This is a genomic window from Pseudomonas sp. NPDC089741, from assembly GCF_044748825.1.
GTDB classification, from domain to species: Bacteria; Pseudomonadota; Gammaproteobacteria; order Pseudomonadales; family Pseudomonadaceae; genus Aquipseudomonas; species Aquipseudomonas helmanticensis.
In genome coordinates, this window is the sequence record NZ_JBIVGT010000028.1 from 1 (window position 1) to 23,431 (window position 23,431).

A 23,431-nucleotide genomic window follows, 5' to 3' on the forward strand; every position below is an offset into this window, starting at 1 on the left:
GAACGGTACTCGCCGCCCTGCTCCTTGACGAAGTTTTGCGCGGTCGCTTCGGAGCTGGTGCCGAGGATCTGCACCACGTAGTTGCCGGTCGGCTGACCGGCGTACCAGCTGCCACCGGCAGCCTTGGCAACGGTAACCGGCTTCTCGGCAGGTTTCGCTGCTGCAACCGGTTTGGCTGGCGCAGGAGCCGGTTTCGCCGCTGGCGCTGCTGGTGCAGGTTTGGCGGAAGCGATCTGCGTTGGCGCAGGGGTCGGTTTGGCGGCTGGCAGCGGCACCGGCGTCGGTGCAGGACCGGCCGGCACTCCCACTGGTGGCGCTGAAGTGGTCACGGTTGGCGGCGTGGCGCTGGAGCCTTCGACCGGCACGCCGTCGTCGCCTTCGGTGATACCACCGGCAGCTTCGGCCAGCGGGCCGCGCATGACCGGTTGCGAGTTGCCGACCAGCGGCAACGGCATCGGCTGCGTGTTACCGGCGAATTCGACGGATGGATTTCCACCATTGGCGCCTTGGCCCAATGGCAGCTGTGCCTGTTCATTGGCCGGAGCACCGGTGGTCGGCGCCTTGCTGCGGCCCGGCATCAACCAGGCGGCGGCGACCGCGACCACGACGACGGCGGAAATCGCCAATACGTGTTTCTTCGGCATGTTGAACCCCATACTTGGACGCTTCACCGCAGAGCGGCTGGCAATCATGACTTCGATCAGTGCATCGCGAGCTACCTGGTTGATATTGCCAGGCCAACCCTCGGCGCTTTCGTGAATATCAGAGATCTGATCCGCAGTGAAAAGTTCGACACCGCGGCCGGCACCTTCGAGCCGCTGGTCGAGATACTCGCGGGTCTCTTCTTCGGTGTACGGCTGCAATTCGATGACGTGGAAGCGCTCTTCCTCAAGGTGCAAAGCCTCGAGCTGAGCGATCAGCGACGATTCACCGAACAGGAACACGTGCGGGCGACCTTCCGGCGCACCGGCACCCAGCGCCATCAACGCTTCGAGCGCGGATTCATCGAGCTGCTCGGCGTCATCTACCAGCAAGTAGACTTCCTGACCGGTCAGCGCCAGCTGCACGACTTGCGCCAGAATCGCGCCGACGTCAGCCTGCGCCACATCCAGCGCCTGAGCGACCTGACGCAACACGCCAGCGGCATCACCGGCGCCACGGGCGGAAACCACCACGCTCTGCACAGATTGCTTGTTAGTGCTGGCCACCAACGCCTGACGCAGCAGGGTCTTGCCGCTGCCTTGCGGGCCGGTGACCACCAGCAGCAACTGGCTGTAACGCGCCAGATGATGCAGTTGACCCAGAACCGGTTTGCGCTGGGCCGGGAAAAATTTGAAGCCCGGCACGCGCGGCGCGAACGGGTCGTGACTTAACTGAAAATGGCCGAGGAACGCCTCGTCGGCATGCAAACTAGTCATCGGAATCTTATTAACCTTTAAGCTGAGCCAGGGCGCGGTAATTCGCTCCCAGCGTGGCCTGTAGAACCTCTTTCGGATAATCGGCGGTCACCACCGCTTCGCCCATCCGGCGCAGCAGCACCAGGCGCAGACGACCGTCGATCACTTTTTTATCAATTGCCATGTGTTCGAGAAAATCGGCTTCGGTCATTTCTTCTGGCGGAATCACCGGCAGGCCGGCGCGCTGGAACAGACGGATGCCGCGATCACGCTCCGCTTCGCTGATCCAGCCCAGACGCGCGGACATTTCCAGCGCCATCACGGTGCCAGCCGCGACCGCCTCACCATGCAGCCAGACACCATAGCCCATGTGGGTCTCGATGGCGTGGCCGAAGGTGTGGCCGAGGTTGAGCGTGGCGCGCACGCCGGTTTCTTTTTCGTCGGCGCCAACCACCAAAGCCTTGGCTGCGCAGGAGCGCTCGATGGCATAGGTCAGGGCTTTCTGATCCAGCGCGCGCAGGGCATCGACGTTGTCTTCGAGCCAGGTCAGGAACGGCTCGTCGCAGATCAGACCGTACTTGATGACTTCCGCCAGGCCCGCCGACAGCTCGCGCTCTGGCAGGGTTTTCAGGGACGCAGTATCGATCAGCACCACGTTCGGCTGATAGAACGCGCCGACCATGTTTTTGCCCAGCGGATGGTTGATGCCGGTCTTGCCGCCCACCGACGAATCGACCTGGGACAACAACGTAGTGGGAATCTGGATGAAATCGACACCGCGCTGATAGCAGGCAGCGGCGAAGCCGGCCATGTCGCCGATGACACCGCCGCCGAGGGCGATAACGGTGGTGCGGCGATCATGCCGAGCGGTCAGCAGACCGTCGAAAATCAATTGCAGGGTTTCCCAGTTCTTGAAGGCTTCGCCGTCCGGCAACACCACGGAGATCACCGAGAACTGCGTCAGGCTGCGGGTCAGACGTTCAAGATAGAGCGGCGCAACGGTCTCGTTGGAGATGATTGCCACCTGCCGCCCATGGATATGCGGAGCCAGCAGCTCAGGCTGTTCCAACAAACCTTCGCCAATATGAATCGGGTAGCTGCGCTCGCCTAGATCGACCTTGAGTGTCTGCATGTGTCCCCACAGTGAAGATGGAAGCAGGCGTCCTGCCCTGAATTATTGGTTATCGGCGGCCTGTAGCGGGTATGACGCCGCTCGCACGCCATCCGCCACAACCTCGACGGGCTGTGACAGGACGCCGAGGATAGCGCATTTCGAGCGATGCTTTAACGGGGAGGAAGCTGCGCCAGACGATCGAGAATGTCGAGCACCACCATGCGTGGCGGCCGTTCGTCGGTTTCCACCACCAGATCGGCGATCTCCCGATAAAGCGGATCGCGGATCGCCAGCAAGTCACGCAGGGTTTTTTCTGGATTGGCGGTGCGCAGCAACGGCCGATTGCGGTCGCGCGACGTGCGGCCGACCTGCTGTTCGACAGAGGCGTGCAGGTACACCACTCGCCCGCCCTCATGGAGGGCCTTGCGATTGGCATCACGCATGACGGCGCCGCCACCGGTCGCCAGCACCACGCCATCGAACCCGCACAGCTCGGCGATCATCGCCTGCTCACGGTCACGAAAGCCCGGTTCGCCCTCTTTATCGAAGATCCACGGGATATTGGCGCCCGTGCGCAGTTCAATTTCCTTGTCGGAATCTTTGAACGGCAGGCGCAGCTCTTTGGCCAGCAGCCGGCCGATGGTGCTTTTTCCAGCGCCCATCGGTCCTACAAGAATCAAATTTCGCACAGAATCAATGACTCACAGCAATCGCCTGGTTATTCATGATACGCGGAGTGAGAAATACCAGCAGCTCGGATTTTTTCTCCGAAACCACATCACGCCGGAAAAGGCGGCCAAGATACGGCACATCGCCAAGAAATGGCACCTTATCTACGACCTTGCTTTGAGTATTTGAGAAAACACCACCAATCACGATGGTTTCGCCGTCGTTGACCAGGACCTTGGCATTGACCTCGTTTTTCTTGATCGGCGGCACATCCTGCACTTTGTTCAGATAGTCCGGCTCATCCTTGGTGACCTTGACCTCCATGATGATGCGGTTGTCCGGGGTGATTTGCGGCGTCACTTCCAGCGACAACGAAGCTTCTTTGAACGACACGGAGGTAGCGCCGCTGGAGCTGGCTTCCTGATACGGAATCTCGGTGCCTTTGAGGATCTTCGCAGTTTCCTTGTCGGAGGTGACGACCTTGGGCTGCGAGACGATTTCGCCGTTGCCGGTCTTCTCCATGGCCGTCAGTTCGAGATCAAGCAAAACGTTGTCGGTGATGAAAGCAATGCCGATCCCCGAGGTATTGCCGACCGTGCCCATGTCGACGAAGGGCGAGTTGGTGCTGGTGCTGCCCGGCGTGCCAATGGTTGTCGATGATCCGTTGCTGACTCCGGAGGTGTTCCAGTTGCCCTTGTTCTGCACCGAACCACCCCAGCGCACGCCCAGACTCTTGTCGTAATCGACGTTGGCCTCGACGATGCGCGCCTCGATCATCACTTGGCGCACCGGAATATCCAGTTGCGCCACGATTCGTCGCAGCTCATCGAGGCGATCCTGGGTCTGGTAGGCAATGATGTTGTTGGTCCGCTCATCCACCGTGATCGAACCACGCTCGTCTATTTTCGCCTCGGCGCTGGTCACTGACTGGAACAGTTTGGCGATGTCTGCAGCCTTGGCGTAATTCACTTGCAGCAGCTCACGGCGCAGCGGCGCCAGTTCGGCAATCTGCTTCTGCGATTCCAGTTCCTGGCGTTCGCGGGCGGCAATCTCGTCGGCCGGCGCCACCAGCAGCACGTTACCGATCTTGCGTTTATCCAGGCCTTTGGTTTTCAGCACCAGATCCAGCGCCTGATCCCACGGCACGTTTTGCAGACGCAGAGTAATGCCGCCCTGCACCGTGTCGCTGGCCACCAGATTGAGGTTGGTGAAGTCGGCGATCAGTTGCAGCACCGAACGCACGTCGATGTCCTGGAAATTCAGCGAAAGCTTTTCACCGACGTAGGCGTTGCGGTCGGCGTTGCGTTTTTGCAGATCGTCGAGCGTCATCGGCCGGATACTGACGGTCAGCTTGTTGTCGGTCTGGAAGGTGGAATATTCGAAAGTGCCGCTCGGCTCGACAGTAATCACCGTGCGATCACCGCTCACGCCGGCATTGACGAACTGCACCGGCGTGGCGAAATCCTTGACGTCGAGGCGCACCCGCAGTTTTTCCGGCAACTGCGTACGGGCAAAGCCGAGGATGATCTTGCCGTCATGCTCCTGGATATCCGGGGCGATGGTCGGGTCAGACAGATCAATGACGACATTGCCTTCACCCGCCGTACCACGCTGAAAGTCGACGCCGCGAATGGCGCGGTTTTTCGCCAAGAATGACTTGGCCGGTGTCACTGCCGCCGCCGTCGCGCGCGGTGCTACAGCGGCGGTGCGCGGTGCGGCTGTCGGAGCGCCCTGCCCGACCACGACGAACAGATTATTGCCCTCGACCCTCGTGCTGTAAGGCGCCAGTTGGGTGAGACTGACGATCAGCCGCGTGCGGTCCTTGGCTTCGACCACCGTCGCCGTGCGCGCATTGCCGCTGCCCAGATCGACATTCTTGCTGGCCAACTGGCTGGCAACACCCGGCAAATCGAGGGCGATCCGCGCGGGCGAATCGGTGGTGTAGCCCTTTGGTACTGGCGGTGGACTGTCGAATGCCAGCTTCAGCTCGACGCGGTCGCCGGGCAATGCCGCGACATCCAGCGTCTGCAGATTGGCCGCGTAAACCATCGGCGACAACAGCGCTATCCATAGCGAAAAACCGAGGGTGGAGAAAATCCTGTTCATTATTCGACTTCCACTATGAGTGCTCTTTCAAAGGAATGGTGCGCGGACGCTCCAGCCAGGCGCCTTCGCCGTCGGGAACGATTTCGACCACATCGACCTGCGTGGCGCTGATGGCGACGATGCGACCGTCGTTGCGCCCCAGGTAGTCGCCCACTTTCAGGCGATGCACCCCGCCCGCCCCGCGCAACAGCGCGAAGGAGCCGGTGGCATTGGCAATCGTGCCGACCATCTCGAACTGCTCGATGTTGAAACCTTCGAGGTATTGCTTGACCCGGTTGAGGTCCGGTTTGACGTTGCGTGAACCGTGCTGCCGGCCGGCCAGATCGACGCGCACCTGGCGTGAAAACGGGCTGCGCAGGTTCGCGGCGCTGTAGGTGAATGTGGGGTAAGACCGGAATGTCGGGGTGGGTTCAATCTTGCCGGCCGGGCGCAGACGGACTTCGTTCAGATAGGCATCGAGGTCGCTGAAGTCGCTACTGCCACCACAACCGCTCAGCGCCAACAAGGTCATCGACAAGGCGAAATAACGGATCGGGGTCATTTTTGCAGCCCCTTGTCGTTATAGCGGTAAGTCTTGGCGAGGATGCTCATGCGCAGTTTCGGCCCGCCCTCGGGGTTGGCCGGCGCCAGCTCGAAGTCATGCAGGGTGACGATGCGCGGCAGCCCGGCGACGCCGCTGACGAACGTCGCAAGATCGTGATAGGCCCCGGTGACGGTGATCTGGATCGGCAGCTCGATGTAAAACTGCTGGGTGACTTCCGGCAGCAGTTTGATTTCTTCAAACTCCAGGCCGCTACCGAGACCGGTACGCGTGATGTCTTCGAGCAGCCCCGGCACCTCGGTATCGCTGGGCAACTGCCGCAACAACACGCCGAAAGAGTTTTCCATTTCCTTCATCTGTTGGGTGTACAGCTCGAGATTGGCCGACAGATGCGCTTTGCTGGCGAACTGCTCCTTGAGCGTGGTTTCTTCTTCGCGCTTGGCCTCCAGCTGGTTTTCCATGTCGCTGATGAAAAAGTTATAGCCAAGGCCCAACACCAGCACCATCAACAGCGCTCCGGCGATGGCCTTGACGGCGGCCGGCCAGGAACCGATGTTGCTGCTGTCGAGATCGTTGAAATCGATATTGCGCAGGCTATCCAGCCATTCGGACGGTTTCATTGGTCGTCCTCCAGGCTTTTCGGCTGCGTCTGACGAACGGTCAACTGAAAGGTGTTGGATTGCTCCACCTGATCGGCCGAGGTCGCCTTGACCTCGTTGAGGCTCGGCGCATCGAACCAGTCGGAAGCATCGAGATTGCGCATCAGCTCGGAAACGCGGTTGTTCGACTCCGCCGCACCACTGATGGAAAGGGTTTTACCGACCATTTTCACCTGGGTGAAATACACCCCGTCAGGCAGCGTGCGCGCCAGTTGATCGAAGATCCGCCCGCTGATCTGCCGGTTACCCTGCAAGTCCTGGATGATGCGCATGCGTTCGACCAGTTGCTGGCGGCGCGCCTTGAGATCGCTGATCTGCTTGATCCGCTCATCGACCACGGCGATCTGCTTGCCAATGTAATCATTGCGCGCCATTTGCTGATCAATCGCCGCGCTGATGATCTGATCGGCAATGAATACCGCGCCTACCGACCCGACGACCACGCCGATCAGCGCCAGCAGAAAGCGTTTGCGGCGTTCTTCACGACGCTCTTCGCGCCACGGCAGAAGGTTGATCCGCGCCATCAGTCGAAACTCCTGAGCGCGAGCCCGCAGGCAATCATCAGGGCTGGCGCATCACTGGCCAGTGCCCCGGCGTTGACCTTGCTGCTCAGGGCCATGTTGGCAAACGGATTGGCCACTTGGGTCGGGGTGTTCAGGCGCTGTTCGATCAACCGATCGAGCCCCGGCACCGACGCCGTGCCACCGGCCAGCAAAATGTGATCGACCGCGTTGTACTGGCCGGAAGCGAAGAAGAACTGCAGTGAACGGGACACCTGCTGCACCAGCGCCTCGCGAAACGGCTGCAAGACCTCGCTGACGTAATCGTCAGGCAGGCCACCCTGCTTTTTCGCCAGCCCGGCCTGCTCGACGGTCAGGCCGTAACGCCGCTGGATTTCCTCGGTCAGTTGTCGACCGCCGAACAGTTGCTCGCGGGTGTAGATGATCTTGCCGTTGTGCAGGACGCTGAGGGTGGTCATGGTCGCGCCGATGTCGACCACCGCCACGGTCAAGCGCTCTTGCGAGGCGGCCAGTTGTGTGGCGAGCAGGCCGAACGAGCGCTCCAGCGCATAGGCCTCGACATCGACCACTCGCGCATTCAGGCCGGCGAGGGCGAGCGCCGCTTCACGGACTTCGACGTTTTCCTTGCGACAGGCGGCCAGCAACACGCTGACCCGTTCCGGGTTGCGCGACGACATGCCCTGGACTTCGAAGTCGATCGCGACCTCGTCGAGCGGATAGGGAATGTACTGGTCAGCTTCGATCTTCAGCTGGTTTTCCAGCTCGTCGTCGGAAAGTCCGGCGTCCATTTCGATGATCTTGGTGATCACCGCAGAACCGGCCACCGCCACTGCCACGCTCCTGAGCCCGGTGCGCGCCTTGACCAGCACGCGGGTCAAGGCCTGACCGACGCCTTCGAGTTCGGCGATGTTTTTTTCGACCACGGCATTCGCCGGTAAAGGCTCTACCGCGTAGGCCTCGACGCGGTAGCGATCACCCTGACGGCTCAGTTCCAGCAGCTTCACAGACGTGGAGCTGATGTCGATCCCCAGTAACGTATTGGTCTTTTTATTGAAGAGTCCCAGCACTACCAATTCCCTATGACTTTCCGTGAGTTACGGACTCTGTAATACGCATTGCGTTCCTTCACTCCGTCTTGACAGAAGCGCAAATGACGCCCCCAGCAGAAAAGTGCTTATAATGCCCAGCGTTTTTTTCCGCTTTTTACTGCCAGCGCGGGTCGTTCTGTGTGTAGCCGGAACCCCGTCGCCAAATTCATTCTTTGCCCTGGATGTCCAAAAGCCTTGATTCGTCTGCTGAAATTTTTCGGTTGGTCCATCGTCGCCGTTTTCTGCGGACTGCTTTTAGGTCTCAGCGGCGCGTTTCTTTACCTTAGTCCGGGTTTGCCGTCTGTGGAGGCGCTGAGAAGCATTCAGTTGCAGATTCCCCTGCGCGTCTACTCCAGCGACAACAAGTTGATCGCAGAATTTGGCGAAATGCGCCGTACGCCGATCCGTTTCGCCGACATTCCCCCCAACTTCATTAATGCGTTACTAAGTGCTGAAGACGACAATTTCGCCAACCACTATGGCGTTGATCCGAGCAGCCTGATGCGCGCCGCGACCCAATTGGTCAAAAGCGGGCACATTCAGTCCGGCGGCAGCACCATCACCATGCAGGTCGCGAAGAACTTCTTCCTGACCAGCGAACGCAGCTTCTCGCGCAAAACCACCGAAATTCTTCTGGCCCTGCAGATCGAACGGCAGCTGACCAAGGACGAGATCCTTGAGCTGTATGTGAACAAGATCTATCTGGGCAACCGCGCCTACGGCATCGAGGCGGCGGCGCAGGTGTATTACGGCAAGTCGATCCGTGACATCAGCCTGGCGCAGATGGCGATGATCGCCGGCCTGCCGAAAGCACCGTCGCGCTTCAACCCGCTAGCCAACCCGGCGCGCAGCAAAGAGCGCCGCGACTGGATCCTCGGGCGCATGTACAAACTCGGCAAGATCAGCGAGCCGGACTACACCGCCGCGATCAACGAGCCGCTGAACGCCAGCTATCACGTGCCGACCCCGGAAGTGAATGCGCCATACATCGCCGAAATGGCCCGGGCCGAAATGGTCGGTCGTTATGGCAGCGACGCCTACACCGAAGGTTTCCGCGTCACCACTACAGTGCCAAGCAACCTGCAGGAAATGGCCAACACCGCGCTGCACGAAGGTTTGATGACCTACGACCAGCGTCACGGCTACCGCGGCCCTGAATCGCGTCTGCCGGGCAAGACCCGCGAAGCCTGGGCCAGCGAGCTGACCAAACAACGCACCATCAGCAGCCTCGAACCGGCCATCGTCACTCAGGTCGACAAAAACGGCCTGCAAGTGCTGACCCGCACCGGCGAAGAGCACGTCGCCTGGGACACCATGAAATGGGCGCGTCCATTCCTCAACACCAACAGCATGGGCGCCAACCCGCGTCAGCCGTCGGATGTTGCGCAAGTCGGCGATCTGGTTCGCGTGCAGCGCCAGAAAGACAATTCGCTGAAATTCAGCCAGATTCCACAGGCGCAGGGTGCACTGGTGTCGCTGGACCCGCAGAACGGGGCGATTCGCTCGCTGGTCGGTGGTTTCGCCTTCGAGCAAAGCAACTACAACCGCGCCATGCAAGCCAAGCGTCAGCCGGGCTCGAGCTTCAAGCCGTTCGTCTACAGCGCCGCGCTGGATAACGGCTACACCGCCGCGACCCTGGTCAACGATGCGCCGATCGTGTTCGTCGACGAGTATCTGGACAAGGTCTGGCGTCCGAAGAACGACACCAACACCTTCCTCGGCCCGATCCGTCTGCGTGAAGCGCTGTACAAGTCGCGCAACCTCGTCTCGATCCGCTTGTTGCAGGCGATGGGCGTGGGCAAGACCATCGACTACATCACCCGCTTCGGCTTCAACAAGCAGGACCTGCCGCCTAACCTCTCGCTGGCATTGGGTACTGCGACGCTGACGCCGATGGAAATCGCCACCGGTTGGAGCACGTTCGCCAACGGCGGCTACAAGATCACCCCGTACATCATCGACAAGATCGAAAGCCGTAACGGTGACACGCTGTTCGTCGCCAACCCGCCGACCGTGCCTCAGGGCGGTTCGGCGACGGACGGTATCGCGGCGCCGGACGCGCAGTCGTTCACGGTCAATGCCGCGCCGGTTCCGGGCGAAGCGCCGGGCAACGCGGCGGTGCCACAAGCACCGGCCGTGGCTGAGCGAATCGTCGATGGCCGCACCACGTACATCCTCAACAGCATGCTGCAGGACGTGATCAAGCTCGGCACCGGTCGTCGCGCACTGGCCATGGGCCGTAGCGACATCGCCGGTAAAACCGGTACCACCAACGAATCGAAAGATGCCTGGTTCTCCGGTTACAACGCCGATTACGTGACCACGGTCTGGACCGGTTTCGATCAGCCGGAAAGCCTCGGTCGCCGCGAGTTCGGTGGCACTGTGGCGCTGCCGATCTGGATGAACTACATGTCCGCCGCACTCAAGGACAAGCCGCCGCATGTTCAGCCTGAGCCGGAAGGTTTGCTGAGCCTGCGCGTGGACCCGGTCAGCGGTCGTGCGGCGACGCCGAGCACACCGGGTGCGTACTTCGAGCTGTTCAAATCTGAAGACACGCCGCCGTCGGTGAACGAGCTGGGTAACGGCACTGCGCCGGGCAGCCCGCTGCCGGCGGATGAGCAGGCGCCGATCGACTTGTTCTGATCCAGCGTCACTGAAAAGCCCCGCCTTCGTGAGAAGTGCGGGGCTTTTTATTACCCGAAAATCAAGAGCCCCTCACCCTAGCCCTCTCCCAGAGGGAGAGGGGACTGACCGGGGGATGCTCGGGAGTTGCGCCGACCTGAACGTGCTGTGCCGAATCCATAGGCGCTAATGCACTTTCAGGTCGGTGTATCTCGCGAATCTCCCACGGTCAGTCCCCTCTCCCTCTGGGAGAGGGCTAGGGTGAGGGGCCCTTGATCTTCAGGCAATAAAAAGCCCCGACTCTCACGAGCCGGGGCTTTCAGTTGAAGCGCTACAACGGCTTAGCCGTTGAACACGTCATCCACGCTTTTCAGCGGGTAGTTCTTCGGATACGGCAGAGTTGCCACACCGGTCTCGATTGCCGCTTTGGCCACAGCATCGGAGATCAGGGTGATCAGGCGCTTGTCCATTGGCTTCGGAATGATGTACTCACGGCCGAATTCCAGTGGAGCACCGCCGTAGGCGTCGCACACGTCCTGTGGCACTGGCAGCTTGGCCAGTTCACGCAGGGCGTTGGCGGCAGCCACTTTCATTTCTTCGTTGATGCGCTTGGCGCGAACGTCCAGGGCACCACGGAAGATGAACGGGAAGCCCAGTACGTTGTTGACCTGGTTCGGGTAGTCCGAACGGCCGGTCGCCATGATCACGTCGCTACGGGTAGCGTGCGCCAGTTCCGGGGAGATTTCCGGATCCGGGTTCGAGCACGCGAACACGATCGGGTTGGCTGCCATCGACAGCAGGCCTTCAGCGCTCAGCAGGTTCGGGCCGGACAGACCGACGAACACGTCAGCGCCTGCCAGTGCGTCAGCCAGGCTGCGCTTCTCGGTAGCGTGGGCGAATACGGCTTTGTACTGGTTCAGGTCGTCACGGCCGGAGTGGATCACGCCGGTACGGTCAACCATGAAGATGTTTTCGATGCGAGCGCCCATGCTCACCAGCAATTTCATGCAGGAGATGGCGGCAGCGCCAGCGCCCAGGCAGACGATCTTGGCGTCAGCGAGGGTTTTGCCAGCGATTTCCAGGGCGTTGATCATGCCCGCAGCGGTCACGATCGCGGTGCCGTGCTGGTCATCGTGGAATACCGGAATGTCGCACTGCTCGATCAGAGCACGTTCGATTTCAAAGCACTCTGGCGCCTTGATGTCTTCCAGGTTGATACCACCGAAGGTGATGGAGATGCGTTTTACGGTGTCGATGAAGGCTTGCGGGCTTTCGGAGTCGACTTCGATGTCGAACACGTCGATGCCGGCGAAGCGCTTGAACAGTACGCCTTTACCTTCCATCACTGGCTTGGAAGCCAATGGGCCGAGGTTGCCCAGGCCGAGAATCGCGGTGCCATCGGAAATGACTGCAACCAGGTTGCCCTTGCCGGTGTATTTGTAGGCCAGTTCAGGATCGCGAGCGATCTCACGCACTGGTTCAGCTACGCCGGGGCTGTAGGCCAGCGACAAGTCGCGAGCGGTAGCAGTGGCCTTGGTGAGCTCGACACTCAGCTTCCCTGGACGAGGATTGGCATGATATTCGAGAGCGGCAGTTTTCAGATCAGACATTTTGGCATTCCGCTTTTTACTGTTGGACAGACTGGTCAGCGAGGATACGCGCCTCGCAAAGTCCCCACAAGACTGAGCGGTCACCCCTGTCAAGCGCCCTGCCCTACGACTTTGGGCCAAGAGCCACGGCGCACAAGGGCTGTACTGTTCACAATCGACAGAAAAAATGTCTACAATTTTTTGTTCAGCGGGTGCTTTGCAACATCGCAGGATCTGTCAGCGGAAGCAGCCAACGTGGCTGACCCGGTTTCACGCCGCCGCGTCGCGAACGATCGACAATCCAGCCGCGCGCCTCGATCTGCTGGCCCTTCAGCGCCTGCAAGCGGGCATTGTCGAATTGTCCGACCAGATTGGGTGCAACGCGCAATACAAGCGCACCCTGCAACTCGATCCAGATTCCCCCGCGATTGCGCTGAACCTTGCTCACACGCCCACTTATAACGGCGAAACCCGAGCGCTGGATCTGCTCCGCTTTCAGTACAGGCGATTGCCGCCAGAGGCCCAGACCGGCCCGTCGCGCACTGCTTTCGGCGGCTTGCTGGCAGGTGGCAAGATCGACATTCGGTGCCACCGCGACCTGGAATCCCAGGCCATCGGCGAGCATTTGCGCTTCGAAATTGGCACCGCTGACACTGTAAATATGTGCGAGCGTACGCCCGTAATGGTCTTTGGCCTGCCTACCCAGGCGCAAACCGACCCGTCCACCGCTGTCATCCACCAGGCTTTGCAGGCGTTGGCGCGCCGCCAGCGCAAACGGTTCGTCGCTGCGGCCCTGCTTGCCCAGTTCAGGGGTGTTGAGGCCGATCATCCGCACGCTGCGGCCGTCGCTCAGGCGCAAGGTGTCGCCATCGACCACGCGCTGCACCGTGACGCGGGTCAATCCGGCAGGCGCCGGGCAGAAGGCCTGCGCGCCGGACAGCCAAATCGCGGACACAAAAAAGGCGCCCGCTAGGGACGCCTTTTTCAGCAACGAGGAAAAGCCCACCGGGCCCTTCAACCTTACTCTGCAGCAGCAGGTTTCTTGCCGAAAGCACCGAAACGGTCTGCGAACTTCTGAACGCGACCACCGGTGTCCAGAGTCTTCTGCTTACCGGTGTAGAACGGGTGGCATTCGTTGCACACGTCGATTGGCAGAGCTTTGCCGAAAGTCGAACGGGTTTCGAACTTGTTGCCACAGCTGCAGGTAACAGCGATGACTGGGTAATTCGGGTGGATTTCAGCTTTCATGGTGTCTTCCTCAGCTAGCGTGCCGCCATCCAACACTATTGTTGAATACCGCACGTAATTAGGCCGCGGATTCTACCAGACCTTTTCAATCACGCAAGCTGTCACCGAGACCGACCGTCTGCTAGGCTCCCGGCCCAATACGCGACCCCCTGTAGGAGCGAGCCTGCTCGCGATAGCGGTCCGCCATGCAACATTGATGTCGTCTGATACACCGCTATCGCGAGCAGGCTCACTCCTACATTAGGTATGTGCCATGCCCTTGTTCTGCTTATAGAGATCCCCCCGCGTGCCCGACGCCATTCTGCGCCTCGCTTTGCCTTCACCCCTGCGCCGCCTGTTCGACTATCGAGCGCCGGCCGGCGTGCTGCGCGAGCAATTGCAGCCGGGCATGCGCCTGCGAGTGCCGTTCGGTCGACGCGAGATGATCGGGATTCTGGTCGAGGTCACCGACACCAGCGAAGTGCCGGTGGAAAAACTCAAACCGGCGCTGGCCCTGCTCGATGCCACGCCGCCGTTGCCGCCAGCCCTGTTCAAGCTGTGCCTGTGGACCTCGCAGTATTATCAGCACAGCCTCGGCGACACCTTGAGCTGGGCGTTGCCAGTACTGCTGCGCCAGGGCGAACTGGCCGAGGCGCGACAGGAACGCTTCTGGTCGATCACTCCCGGCGCCAGCCTTGAGGATCCGCGCATTGCCCGCGCCCCGCGCCAGCGCGAAGCACTCGCAACGCTGGCACAGCACCCGCACGGCGTCGCCCATCAGTTGCTGAGCAAACTGATGCTGAGCAAGGACAGCCTTGATCTGCTGCTGGCAAAGAATCTGGTGCAGGTGGAAATCCGCCGCCACGCACCGGGCGTGCGTCACGAACACTGGCTCGCCCAGCCGGAACTCCCGCTCAACGCCGAGCAACGCGCCGCCTACGAAGCGATCCGCGCCGGTTTCGACAGTTATCACGCCTTCCTGCTGGCCGGCGTCACTGGCAGCGGCAAGACCGAAGTCTATTTGCAGCTGATCCGCGAAACCCTCGAAGCCGGCAAGCAGGCGCTGGTGCTGATTCCGGAGATCAACCTCGGCCCGCAAACGCTGGCGCGCTTCGAGCAGCGCTTCAACGCGCGTATCGCCTTGCTGCACTCGGCAGTCAATGACCGCGAACGCCTCGACGCGTGGCTCGCTGCCCGTGATGGCGAGGCCGACATTATTATCGGCACTCGCTCGGCGCTGTTTACGCCGATGAAAAACCCCGGGCTGATCATCATCGACGAAGAGCACGACGGCTCTTATAAGCAGCAGGAAGGTTTGCGTTACCACGCTCGCGACCTCGCGCTGGTGCGCGCACGGCAGGAAAACATCCCGATCGTCCTCGGTTCCGCCACGCCGTCGCTGGAAAGCCTGCACAACGCCTACACCGGACGCTATGGCCTGCTGCGCCTGAATGAACGCGCTGGCGGCGCCAAGCAGCCGCGCTTCTTGCGCCTGGATGTAAAAAGCCGTCCGCTGGACAGCGGTATTTCCGGACCGATGCAACAAGCCATCGGCCAGACGCTCGCCAATGGCCAGCAGGTGCTGGTGTTCCTCAACCGTCGCGGCTTTGCGCCGACGCTGCTGTGCCACGATTGCGGCTGGATGTCCGAGTGCTCGCGTTGCGATGCGCGGATGACCGTGCACCAGCGTCATGGTGAGTTGCGCTGCCACCACTGCGGCTATGTCGAGCGTACGCCGCGCCAGTGTCCGAAGTGCAACAAGGTCGATCTGCGGCCCGTCGGTGCCGGCACCGAGCGCGCCGAAGAACGTTTGGCGATTCTGTTCCCGGACTATCCAGTGCTGCGCGTCGACCGCGACAGCACGTCGCGCAAAGACGCGATGAATCAGCTGTTCGCAACGATTCAGAAAGGTCAGCCGTGCATTCTGGTCGGCACGCAAATGTTGGCCAAAGGGCACCACTTCCCACGAGTGACGCTGGTGTCGATCCTCGATGCCGACGGCGGCTTGTTCTCCGGCGACTTCCGCGCCAGCGAGCGCATGGCGCAGTTGATCGTGCAGGTCGCCGGACGTGCCGGGCGAGCGGAAGAGCCGGGCAAGGTGATTATTCAGACGCACCTGGCGGACCATCCTTTGCTGGTGCAACTGACCGAGCAGGGTTACTTCGCTTTTGCCGAACAGGCTTTGAGCGAGCGCCGGGCTGCCGGACTGCCGCCGTTCGCGCATCTGGCGCTGTTGCGCGCCGAAGCGCACAAGCCGGGACAGGCTGAAGGGTTTCTTGATGAAGCGTGCAGCGAGGCCGAGCGTTTGCTGGCTGAGCAGAATCTGAGCGGGATCGAGTTGCTCGGGCCGGTGCCGGCGCCGATGGAGCGACGCGCCGGACGTTATCGCGCGCAGCTGTTGTTGCAGGCGAACGCGCGGGCACCGCTGCATCGGTTGCTGGCCAGTTGGCTGCTGGTGCTGGAGCAGATGCCGAGCGGGCGGGCGGTGCGCTGGTCGCTGGATGTCGATCCGGTCGATTTGTATTGAAGATCAAAAGATCGCAGCCTTCGGCAGCTCCTACAGGGTTAATCGCGTTTACCTGTAGGAGTTGCCGCAGGCTGCGATCTTTTGCCTTTAATGTCACCACATATCCATAACCTGCCTGCTAAGGTTGGCAAGCCCGTCTTCGCAACGGATAATGCCCAGTTTTTCCACCCGCGCACCGATGCGCCCGCCGCGCTTGCGGTCGAAAGAGAAGACCATGAAAGACACCATTCGCCAGCTGATCCAACAAGCCATCACCCAACTCGTCAACGAAGGTGTGTTGCCTGAAGGCCTGACGCCGGCGATCCAGGTGGAGAACGCCCGTGACAAGACCCACGGCGACTTCGCCAGCAACATCGCGATGATGCTGGCCAAGCCTGCGGGCATGAAGCCGCGCGATCTGGCGGAGAAAATCATCGCCGCGCTGCCGGCCGACGAGAACGTCACCAAGGCCGAAATCGCTGGCCCGGGCTTCATCAATTTCTTCCAGAACACCCAGGCGCTGGCCTCGCGTCTCGACGCTGCCTTGGCTGATGCCCATGTTGGCGTGCGCAAGGCTGGTCCTGCACAACGCACCGTGGTCGACCTGTCGGCGCCGAACCTGGCCAAAGAGATGCACGTCGGTCACTTGCGTTCGACCATCATCGGTGACGGCGTGGCCCGCGTACTCGAATTCCTCGGCGACGAGGTGATCCGTCAGAACCACGTCGGCGACTGGGGCACCCAGTTCGGCATGCTGATGGCCTATCTGCAGGAAAACCCGATCACCAGCGACGAGCTGTCTGATCTGGAAAATTTCTACCGCGCCGCCAAGCAGCGTTTCGACGAATCCGCAGAATTCGCCGACCGCGCCCGTGGCCTGGTGGTCAAGCTGCAGGCCGGCGATGCCGAGTGCCTGGCGCTGTGGACCAAGTTCAAGGACATCTCGCTGTCGCACTGCCAGAAGATCTACGAACTGCTCAACGTCAAACTGACCATGGCCGACGTGATGGGCGAAAGCGCCTACAACGACGACCTGATCAACGTGGTCAACGACCTGAAAGCGGCCGGCATGCTGGTCGAGAGCAACGGCGCGCAGTGCGTGTTCCTCGACGAGTTCAAGAACGCCGACGGCGACCCGCTGCCGGTGATCATCGTCAAGGCTGACGGCGGTTACCTCTACGCCACCACTGACCTCGCGGCCGTGCGCTACCGCAGCGGCAAACTGAAAGCCGATCGCGCGCTGTATTTCGTCGATCAGCGTCAGGCCCTGCACTTCCAGCAAGTGTTCGCCGTGGCGCGCAAGGCCGGTTTCGTCACCCATCCGATGGAGATGGAACATATGGGCTTCGGCACCATGAACGGCGCCGACGGTCGTCCGTTCAAGACCCGTGACGGCGGCACCGTGAAGCTGATCGACCTGCTGACCGAAGCGCAGGAACGTGCCTACAACCTGGTGAAAGAGAAGAACCCGACACTGGCTGAAGACGAACTGCGCAACATCGCCAAAGTCGTCGGCATCGGCGCGGTGAAATACGCCGACCTGTCGAAGCACCGCACCAGCGATTACAGCTTCAACTTCGACCTGATGTTGAACTTCGAAGGCAACACCGCGCCGTACCTGCTTTACGCTTACACCCGCGTCGCCGGTGTGTTCCGCAAACTGGGCAAGGATTTCAGCGAAGTCGACGGCCAGATCGTTCTCGAGGCGGAACACGAACTAGAGCTGGCGGCGAAACTGGCGCAGTTCGGTGAAGTGCTGAACAACGTGTCCGATAAGGGCACGCCGCACATTCTCTGCACCTACCTGTATGACGTTGCCGGTCTGTTCTCGAGCTTCTATGAGAACTGCCCGATCCTCGCCGCCGAGACGCCAGCCCGTATGCAGAGCCGTCTGCGCCTGGCCGCGCTGACCGGTCGCACCCTCAAGCAAGGCCTGGAACTGTTGGGTCTGGAAACTCTGGAGCGTATGTAAGTTGGCTGCCAAGAAAAAACCTGCACCCAAGCGTGGCGCCAGCCGTTACCAAGCTCCTGCGAAGCAACCGATTCCGGGTTGGCTGTGGATGGCCATCGGCCTGACCGTCGGCGCGTTTATCGTGTTCCTGATGAAACTGGAGCCGGGCAAGGGCAGCGACACGGTCAAGCGCGAGAAGGTCGAACAGGCGCAGCAGCAGAAAGCGACGAAAATCGCCGAGGCCAACAAGACTCCGCCGAGCCCGACGCAACCGGTGAAGCCGAAGTACGATTTCTACACCCTGCTGCCGGAATCGGAAGTGATCGTGCCGCCGGACGCCGTGCCGGAGAAGACCCTGCCGACGCCACAGGTGCCAACCACGCCGGTAACGCCAGCGGAAGCGGCGAAGATCGACACAGCGCGCGCTCAGGCCGCGCTGGCCGGGATTACGCCACCGCCAGCACCACCCGTGAGCAAAGCCGCGCCGGTGACCAGGTTCTTCTTGCAGGCCGGTTCGTTCCGCAAGGAAACCGATGCTGACAAGGTCCGCGCGCAGATCATTCTGCTCGGCCAGGCGGTGGCGGTTGAGTCCGGCACTGTCAAGGATGAAACCTGGTACCGCGTATTGGTCGGCCCGTTCAGCAACCGCGAACAACTGACCACCGCACAGAAACAACTGGCGGGCGCCGGCTTTAGCAACCTGTTGTTACAACAACGCCAAAGCCGCTGATCCACCGATGGTGGGCACCTCTTCCTGAGGTTGCCCACAATCCCTGTGGCGAGGGGATTTATCCCCGCTGGGTCGCGAAGCTGCCCTGAAACCAGCAATTACGGTGCATCAGGCACACCGTGAATGCTGGAATAGCGACTGCTTCGCAGCCGGACGGGGATAAATCCCCTCGCCACAGTCATCACCCGCCGTTCGTCCTTCAGCGCCCCTCACGGTTGAAATCCTCTCCAGCACCCCCATATGAATGGGCATAAGGCACTTTCGCCCCGCTGTGTGGAGACTCTTCCCTTGACCACCATCGTTTCAGTCCGCCGTCACGGCAAAGTCGTCATGGGCGGCGACGGCCAGGTTTCTCTCGGCAATACCGTGATGAAAGGCAACGCGAAAAAAGTTCGTCGCCTGTACCACGGCCAGGTCATTGCCGGTTTTGCCGGTGCCACCGCCGACGCCTTTACCCTCTTCGAACGTTTCGAAGGCCAGCTGGAGAAACATCAGGGCCACCTGGTGCGCGCCGCTGTCGAACTCGCCAAAGAATGGCGCACCGACCGCTCCCTGAGCCGCCTCGAAGCCATGCTCGCGGTCGCCAACAAAGACGCCTCGCTGATCATCACCGGCAACGGTGACGTGGTCGAACCCGAAGATGGCCTGATCGCCATGGGTTCCGGCGGTGGTTACGCGCAGGCTGCGGCCAGTGCCCTGCTGAAAAAGACCGACCTGTCGGCCCGCGAAATCGTCGAAACCGCACTCGGTATCGCCGCCGACATCTGTGTATTCACCAACCACACTCAGACCATTGAGGAGCAGGATCTCGCCGAATAAGCCTGTCCTGGCCACCGCGCCACGGCTTGTTTGTGCTTGAGGACCGCCAACTACTATGTCCATGACTCCCCGCGAAATCGTCCACGAACTCAACCGCCACATCATCGGCCAGGACGATGCCAAGCGCGCCGTCGCGATTGCCCTGCGCAACCGCTGGCGCCGCATGCAGCTGCCTGAAGAGCTGCGCGTTGAAGTGACCCAGAAAAACCTCCTGATGATCGGCCCGACCGGTGTCGGTAAAACCGAGATCGCCCGTCGTCTGGCGAAACTGGCCAACGCGCCGTTCATCAAGGTCGAAGCGACCAAGTTCACCGAAGTCGGCTACGTTGGCCGTGACGTCGAATCGATCATTCGTGATCTGGCTGACGCGGCGATCAAGATGCTTCGCGAGCAGGAAATGACCCGCGTCCGTCACCGCGCCGAAGACGCCGCCGAGGATCGCATCCTCGACGCGCTGCTGCCGCCGGCCCGCATGGGCTTCAGCAACGAGGAAGCACCGAGCTCCGATTCCAACACCCGTCAGCTGTTCCGCAAGCGTCTGCGCGAAGGTCAGCTGGATGACAAGGAAATCGAGATCGAAGTCGCCGAAGTGTCCGGCATCGAGATCGCCACGCCGCCCGGCATGGAAGAGATGACCAACCAGCTGCAATCGCTGTTTGCCAACATGGGCAAGGGCAAGAAGAAGTCGCGCAAGCTCAAGGTCAAGGAAGCGCTGAAGCTGGTGCGCGACGAAGAAGCCGGGCGTCTGGTCAACGAAGAAGAGCTGAAGGCCAAGGCGCTGGAAGCGGTTGAACAGCACGGCATCGTGTTCATCGACGAGATCGACAAAGTCGCCAAGCGCGGCAATGTCGGCGGCGCCGATGTCTCCCGTGAAGGCGTACAGCGCGACTTGCTGCCGTTGATCGAAGGCTGCACCGTCAACACCAAACTGGGCATGGTCAAGACTGACCACATCCTGTTCATCGCCTCCGGCGCGTTCCACCTGAGCAAGCCAAGCGATCTTGTGCCTGAGCTGCAAGGTCGTCTGCCGATCCGCGTTGAACTCAAAGCGCTGAGCCCGTCGGACTTCGAACGTATCCTCAGCGAACCGCACGCTTCGCTCACCGAGCAATACTGCGCGCTGCTGAAAACCGAAGGACTGAACATCCAGTTCCAGCCGGAAGGCATCAAGCGCATCGCCGAGATCGCCTGGCAGGTCAACGAGAAGACCGAGAACATCGGTGCCCGTCGTCTGCACACGCTGCTTGAGCGTCTGCTCGAAGAGGTATCGTTCAGCGCCGGCGATCTGGCCAGCACCCACGATGAGCAGCCGATTCTGATCGACGCCGACTACGTCAACAGCCACCTCGGCGAATTGGCGCAGAACGAAGATCTGTCCCGTTATATCCTGTAGGTCACTTCTCCCTGTAGGAGCTGCCGCAGGCTGCGATCTTTTGACTTTGATTTCTAACAGACAAGATCAAAAGATCGCAGCCTGCGGCAGCTCCTACAGGGTGTTCCTCTAGTCGGATGACCTGCAATGACTACTATCCCTACCGACATCAAACTGCACAAAGCCTCGAAAACCCTGACGCTCACCTACGCGTCCGGCGAGGAATACACCCTGCCCGCCGAATTTCTGCGCGTGCACTCTCCCTCCGCCGAGGTCCAGGGCCACGGCAAACCGATCCTGCAATTCGGCAAGATCAACGTCGGTCTCAGCAAGCTGGAACCGGCCGGTCACTACGCACTGAAACTGACCTTCGACGACGGTCACGATAGCGGCCTGTTCACCTGGGATTATCTCTACGAGCTGGGGCGACGTTATGACGCACTCTGGGCCGATTATCTGGCCGAGCTCAAAGCCGCCGGAAAAACCCGCGACCCGAACGAGTCGATCGTCAAGCTGATGCTCTAGCCCGAGCCTTGCGCTCATTAGAGGGCATTTTCTAAATTCATCTGTTTGAATGCTCCGCTGTGTGGCCGAGGATCGGCCCGCTTGCGAAAAAAATTAAACTCGGGTAACCAATGGAGCTGGCAAGTTCCCTGCAGTGCTCTACGACTGTAAAGCAGCTATGCAGAATTAACGGTCACCCGAGCAGTAGTACCTGGCATTGGCTGTGGAACTGCACAGCACAAAACCGGGTACTCGTCTCAGGACAATGGAGCGTCGTAGATGAGTAACAAGAATAACGATGACCTGAAGTACCAAGCCTCGGAAAACACCCTGGGGCTTAATCCCGTCGTTGGGCTACGCGGAAAGGATCTGCTGGCCTCTGCTCGTATGGTGCTCAAACAGGCCATCAAACAACCGATCCATAGCGTCAAACACGTCACCCATTTCGGCCTCGAACTGAAGAACGTGCTGTTCGGCAAATCCGAACTGCAACCGGCTGGCGATGACCGTCGCTTCGCCGATCCGGCGTGGAGCCAGAACCCGCTCTACAAACGTTATCTGCAAACCTACCTGGCATGGCGCAAGGAACTCCATTCCTGGATCGATGACAGTAGCCTGTCACCCAAAGACATCGCACGCGGTCACTTCGTCATCAATCTGATGACCGAAGCCATGGCCCCGACCAACACTGCCGCCAACCCGGCTGCGGTGAAACGCTTCTTCGAAACCGGCGGCAAGAGCCTGCTCGATGGCCTCTCGCATCTGGCCAAGGATCTGGTGCACAACGGCGGCATGCCGAGCCAGGTCAACATGGGCGCCTTCGAGGTCGGCAAGAGCCTCGGCGTCACCGAAGGTGCGGTGGTGTTTCGCAACGACGTGCTGGAGCTGATCCAGTACAAGCCGATCACCGAGCAAGTCCACGAGCGCCCGTTGCTGGTGGTGCCGCCGCAGATCAACAAGTTCTACGTATTCGATTTGAGCCCGGACAAGAGTCTGGCGCGCTTCTGCCTGCGCAATAACGTGCAGACGTTCATCGTCAGCTGGCGCAACCCGACCAAGGCGCAGCGCGAGTGGGGCCTGTCGACGTACATCGACGCGCTGAAAGAAGCGGTCGACGTGGTCACCGCGATCACCGGCAGCAAAGATGTGAACATGCTCGGCGCTTGCTCCGGTGGCATCACCTGCACCGCCCTGCTCGGCCACTACGCGGCTATCGGCGAGAAGAAGGTCAATGCCCTCACGCTGCTGGTCAGCGTGCTCGACACGACGCTGGACAGCGACGTCGCCCTGTTCGTCGACGAGCAGACCCTGGAGACCGCCAAGCGCCATTCGTACCAGGCTGGCGTGCTCGAAGGCAAAGACATGGCCAAGGTCTTTGCGTGGATGCGCCCCAACGACCTGATCTGGAACTACTGGGTCAACAACTACCTGCTCGGCAACGAACCGCCGGTGTTCGACATCCTGTTCTGGAACAACGACACCACACGGTTGCCGGCGGCGTTCCACGGCGACCTGATCGAGATGTTCAAAAACAACCCACTGATCCGCCCGAATGCACTGGAAGTGTGCGGCACACCGATCGACCTCAAGCAGGTCACGGCCGATATCTTCTCGCTGGCCGGCACCAACGATCACATCACGCCGTGGAAGTCCTGCTACAAGTCGGCGCAGCTGTTCGGCGGCAAAGTGGAATTCGTGCTGTCGAGCAGCGGGCATATCCAGAGCATCCTCAACCCGCCGGGCAACCCGAAATCGCGTTACATGACCAGCGAAGAAATGGCCGCGAATGCCGATGACTGGCAGGAAAACTCGACCAAGCACACTGATTCCTGGTGGCTGTACTGGCAGACGTGGCAAGCCGAACGTTCGGGCAACCTGAAAAAGGCCCCGCTGAAACTGGGCAACAAAGCGTATCCGGCAGGCGAAGCCTCGCCGGGCACCTACGTTCACGAGCGGTAACTGACACCACCCCTCCCCTGTAGGAGCTGCCGCAGGCTGCGATCTTTTGACTTTTGA

The 23,431-nt window shown here is 60.7% G+C and carries 20 protein-coding genes; 8 read left to right on the plus strand and 12 right to left on the minus strand.

Annotation, left to right across the window (positions count from 1 at the left end):
* The 8 genes from ACIPZE_RS21885 to ACIPZE_RS21920 form a co-directional block, all read right to left on the minus strand.
* Positions 1-1,418 (minus strand): AAA family ATPase (locus ACIPZE_RS21885; RefSeq protein ID WP_400775228.1); only part of this gene is annotated, 1,418 nt, incomplete at its 3' end.
* Between the two features lie 10 nt (positions 1,419-1,428).
* Positions 1,429-2,529 carry a 3-dehydroquinate synthase gene (gene aroB, locus ACIPZE_RS21890; protein ID WP_400775231.1) on the minus strand — a complete coding sequence of 367 codons (1,101 nt, stop codon included), beginning with the start codon at positions 2,527-2,529 and terminating at the stop codon, positions 1,429-1,431.
* A gap of 152 nt (positions 2,530-2,681) precedes the next feature.
* Complete coding sequence (gene aroK / locus ACIPZE_RS21895; protein WP_129387982.1) at positions 2,682-3,200, minus strand: shikimate kinase AroK; 519 nt, start codon at positions 3,198-3,200, stop codon at positions 2,682-2,684.
* Between the two features lie 4 nt (positions 3,201-3,204).
* The gene (gene pilQ / locus ACIPZE_RS21900; RefSeq protein ID WP_283437975.1) at positions 3,205-5,286 is read right to left on the minus strand and encodes a type IV pilus secretin PilQ family protein; all 2,082 of its coding nucleotides are present in this window, start codon (positions 5,284-5,286) and stop codon (positions 3,205-3,207) included.
* Positions 5,287-5,299: 13 nt separating this feature from the next.
* Positions 5,300-5,827 (minus strand): pilus assembly protein PilP, encoded by a 528-nt coding sequence (locus tag ACIPZE_RS21905; protein ID WP_283437976.1) that lies wholly within the window; start codon positions 5,825-5,827, stop codon positions 5,300-5,302.
* Positions 5,824-6,447, minus strand: coding sequence for a type 4a pilus biogenesis protein PilO (pilO, locus tag ACIPZE_RS21910; RefSeq protein ID WP_129387974.1), 624 nt, complete (start codon positions 6,445-6,447; stop codon positions 5,824-5,826). The genes ACIPZE_RS21905 and pilO overlap by 4 nt, the downstream gene beginning before the upstream one ends.
* A complete protein-coding gene (locus ACIPZE_RS21915; RefSeq protein ID WP_129387971.1) occupies positions 6,444-7,010 on the minus strand; it encodes a PilN domain-containing protein in 567 nt (188 codons plus the stop codon). The genes pilO and ACIPZE_RS21915 overlap by 4 nt, the downstream gene beginning before the upstream one ends.
* Entirely contained in the window at positions 7,010-8,074 is a 1,065-nt protein-coding gene (locus tag ACIPZE_RS21920; protein WP_283437977.1) for a pilus assembly protein PilM, read from the minus strand. The genes ACIPZE_RS21915 and ACIPZE_RS21920 overlap by 1 nt, the downstream gene beginning before the upstream one ends.
* 216 nt (positions 8,075-8,290) lie before the next feature.
* Between ACIPZE_RS21920 and ACIPZE_RS21925 the strand changes: the two genes are divergently transcribed.
* Entirely contained in the window at positions 8,291-10,738 is a 2,448-nt protein-coding gene (locus tag ACIPZE_RS21925; protein WP_129387965.1) for a penicillin-binding protein 1A, read from the plus strand.
* A gap of 320 nt (positions 10,739-11,058) precedes the next feature.
* On the opposite strand, the gene ACIPZE_RS21930 is transcribed toward ACIPZE_RS21925, so the two are convergent.
* The 3 genes from ACIPZE_RS21930 to rpmE form a co-directional block, all read right to left on the minus strand.
* Complete coding sequence (locus ACIPZE_RS21930) at positions 11,059-12,327, minus strand: malic enzyme-like NAD(P)-binding protein (RefSeq protein ID WP_129387962.1); 1,269 nt, start codon at positions 12,325-12,327, stop codon at positions 11,059-11,061.
* A 184-nt stretch (positions 12,328-12,511) separates the two neighbouring features.
* Complete coding sequence (locus ACIPZE_RS21935) at positions 12,512-13,312, minus strand: thermonuclease family protein (RefSeq protein WP_283437979.1); 801 nt, start codon at positions 13,310-13,312, stop codon at positions 12,512-12,514.
* A gap of 14 nt (positions 13,313-13,326) precedes the next feature.
* Positions 13,327-13,554, minus strand: a complete 228-nt coding sequence (gene rpmE / locus ACIPZE_RS21940) for a 50S ribosomal protein L31 (RefSeq protein ID WP_129387908.1) — start codon at positions 13,552-13,554, stop codon at positions 13,327-13,329.
* A gap of 286 nt (positions 13,555-13,840) precedes the next feature.
* Here rpmE and ACIPZE_RS21945 point away from each other — a divergent pair, with 286 nt between their 5' ends.
* A complete protein-coding gene (locus tag ACIPZE_RS21945) occupies positions 13,841-16,060 on the plus strand; it encodes a primosomal protein N' (RefSeq protein ID WP_283437980.1) in 2,220 nt (739 codons plus the stop codon).
* Between the two features lie 93 nt (positions 16,061-16,153).
* On the opposite strand, the gene ACIPZE_RS21950 is transcribed toward ACIPZE_RS21945, so the two are convergent.
* Positions 16,154-16,276 carry a hypothetical protein gene (locus tag ACIPZE_RS21950; protein ID WP_256661278.1) on the minus strand — a complete coding sequence of 41 codons (123 nt, stop codon included), beginning with the start codon at positions 16,274-16,276 and terminating at the stop codon, positions 16,154-16,156.
* Here ACIPZE_RS21950 and argS point away from each other — a divergent pair.
* The 6 genes from argS (at position 16,275) to phaC (ending at position 23,374) form a co-directional block, all read left to right on the plus strand.
* Positions 16,275-18,011, plus strand: coding sequence for an arginine--tRNA ligase (gene argS / locus ACIPZE_RS21955; RefSeq protein WP_400775238.1), 1,737 nt, complete (start codon positions 16,275-16,277; stop codon positions 18,009-18,011). The genes ACIPZE_RS21950 and argS overlap by 2 nt on opposite strands.
* 1 nt (position 18,012) lies before the next feature.
* The gene (locus ACIPZE_RS21960; protein WP_283437982.1) at positions 18,013-18,720 is read left to right on the plus strand and encodes an SPOR domain-containing protein; all 708 of its coding nucleotides are present in this window, start codon (positions 18,013-18,015) and stop codon (positions 18,718-18,720) included.
* Between the two features lie 288 nt (positions 18,721-19,008).
* Positions 19,009-19,539: an ATP-dependent protease subunit HslV gene (hslV, locus tag ACIPZE_RS21965; RefSeq protein WP_064117086.1), complete on the plus strand. Its 531-nt coding sequence runs from the start codon at positions 19,009-19,011 to the stop codon at positions 19,537-19,539.
* Between the two features lie 55 nt (positions 19,540-19,594).
* Entirely contained in the window at positions 19,595-20,932 is a 1,338-nt protein-coding gene (gene hslU, locus ACIPZE_RS21970) for an HslU--HslV peptidase ATPase subunit (RefSeq protein WP_400775242.1), read from the plus strand.
* A gap of 126 nt (positions 20,933-21,058) precedes the next feature.
* Complete coding sequence (locus tag ACIPZE_RS21975; protein WP_283437984.1) at positions 21,059-21,436, plus strand: DUF971 domain-containing protein; 378 nt, start codon at positions 21,059-21,061, stop codon at positions 21,434-21,436.
* Positions 21,437-21,694: 258 nt separating this feature from the next.
* Positions 21,695-23,374 (plus strand): class II poly(R)-hydroxyalkanoic acid synthase, encoded by a 1,680-nt coding sequence (gene phaC, locus ACIPZE_RS21980; protein ID WP_283437985.1) that lies wholly within the window; start codon positions 21,695-21,697, stop codon positions 23,372-23,374.
* The last annotated feature ends 57 nt before the right edge of the window (positions 23,375-23,431 follow it).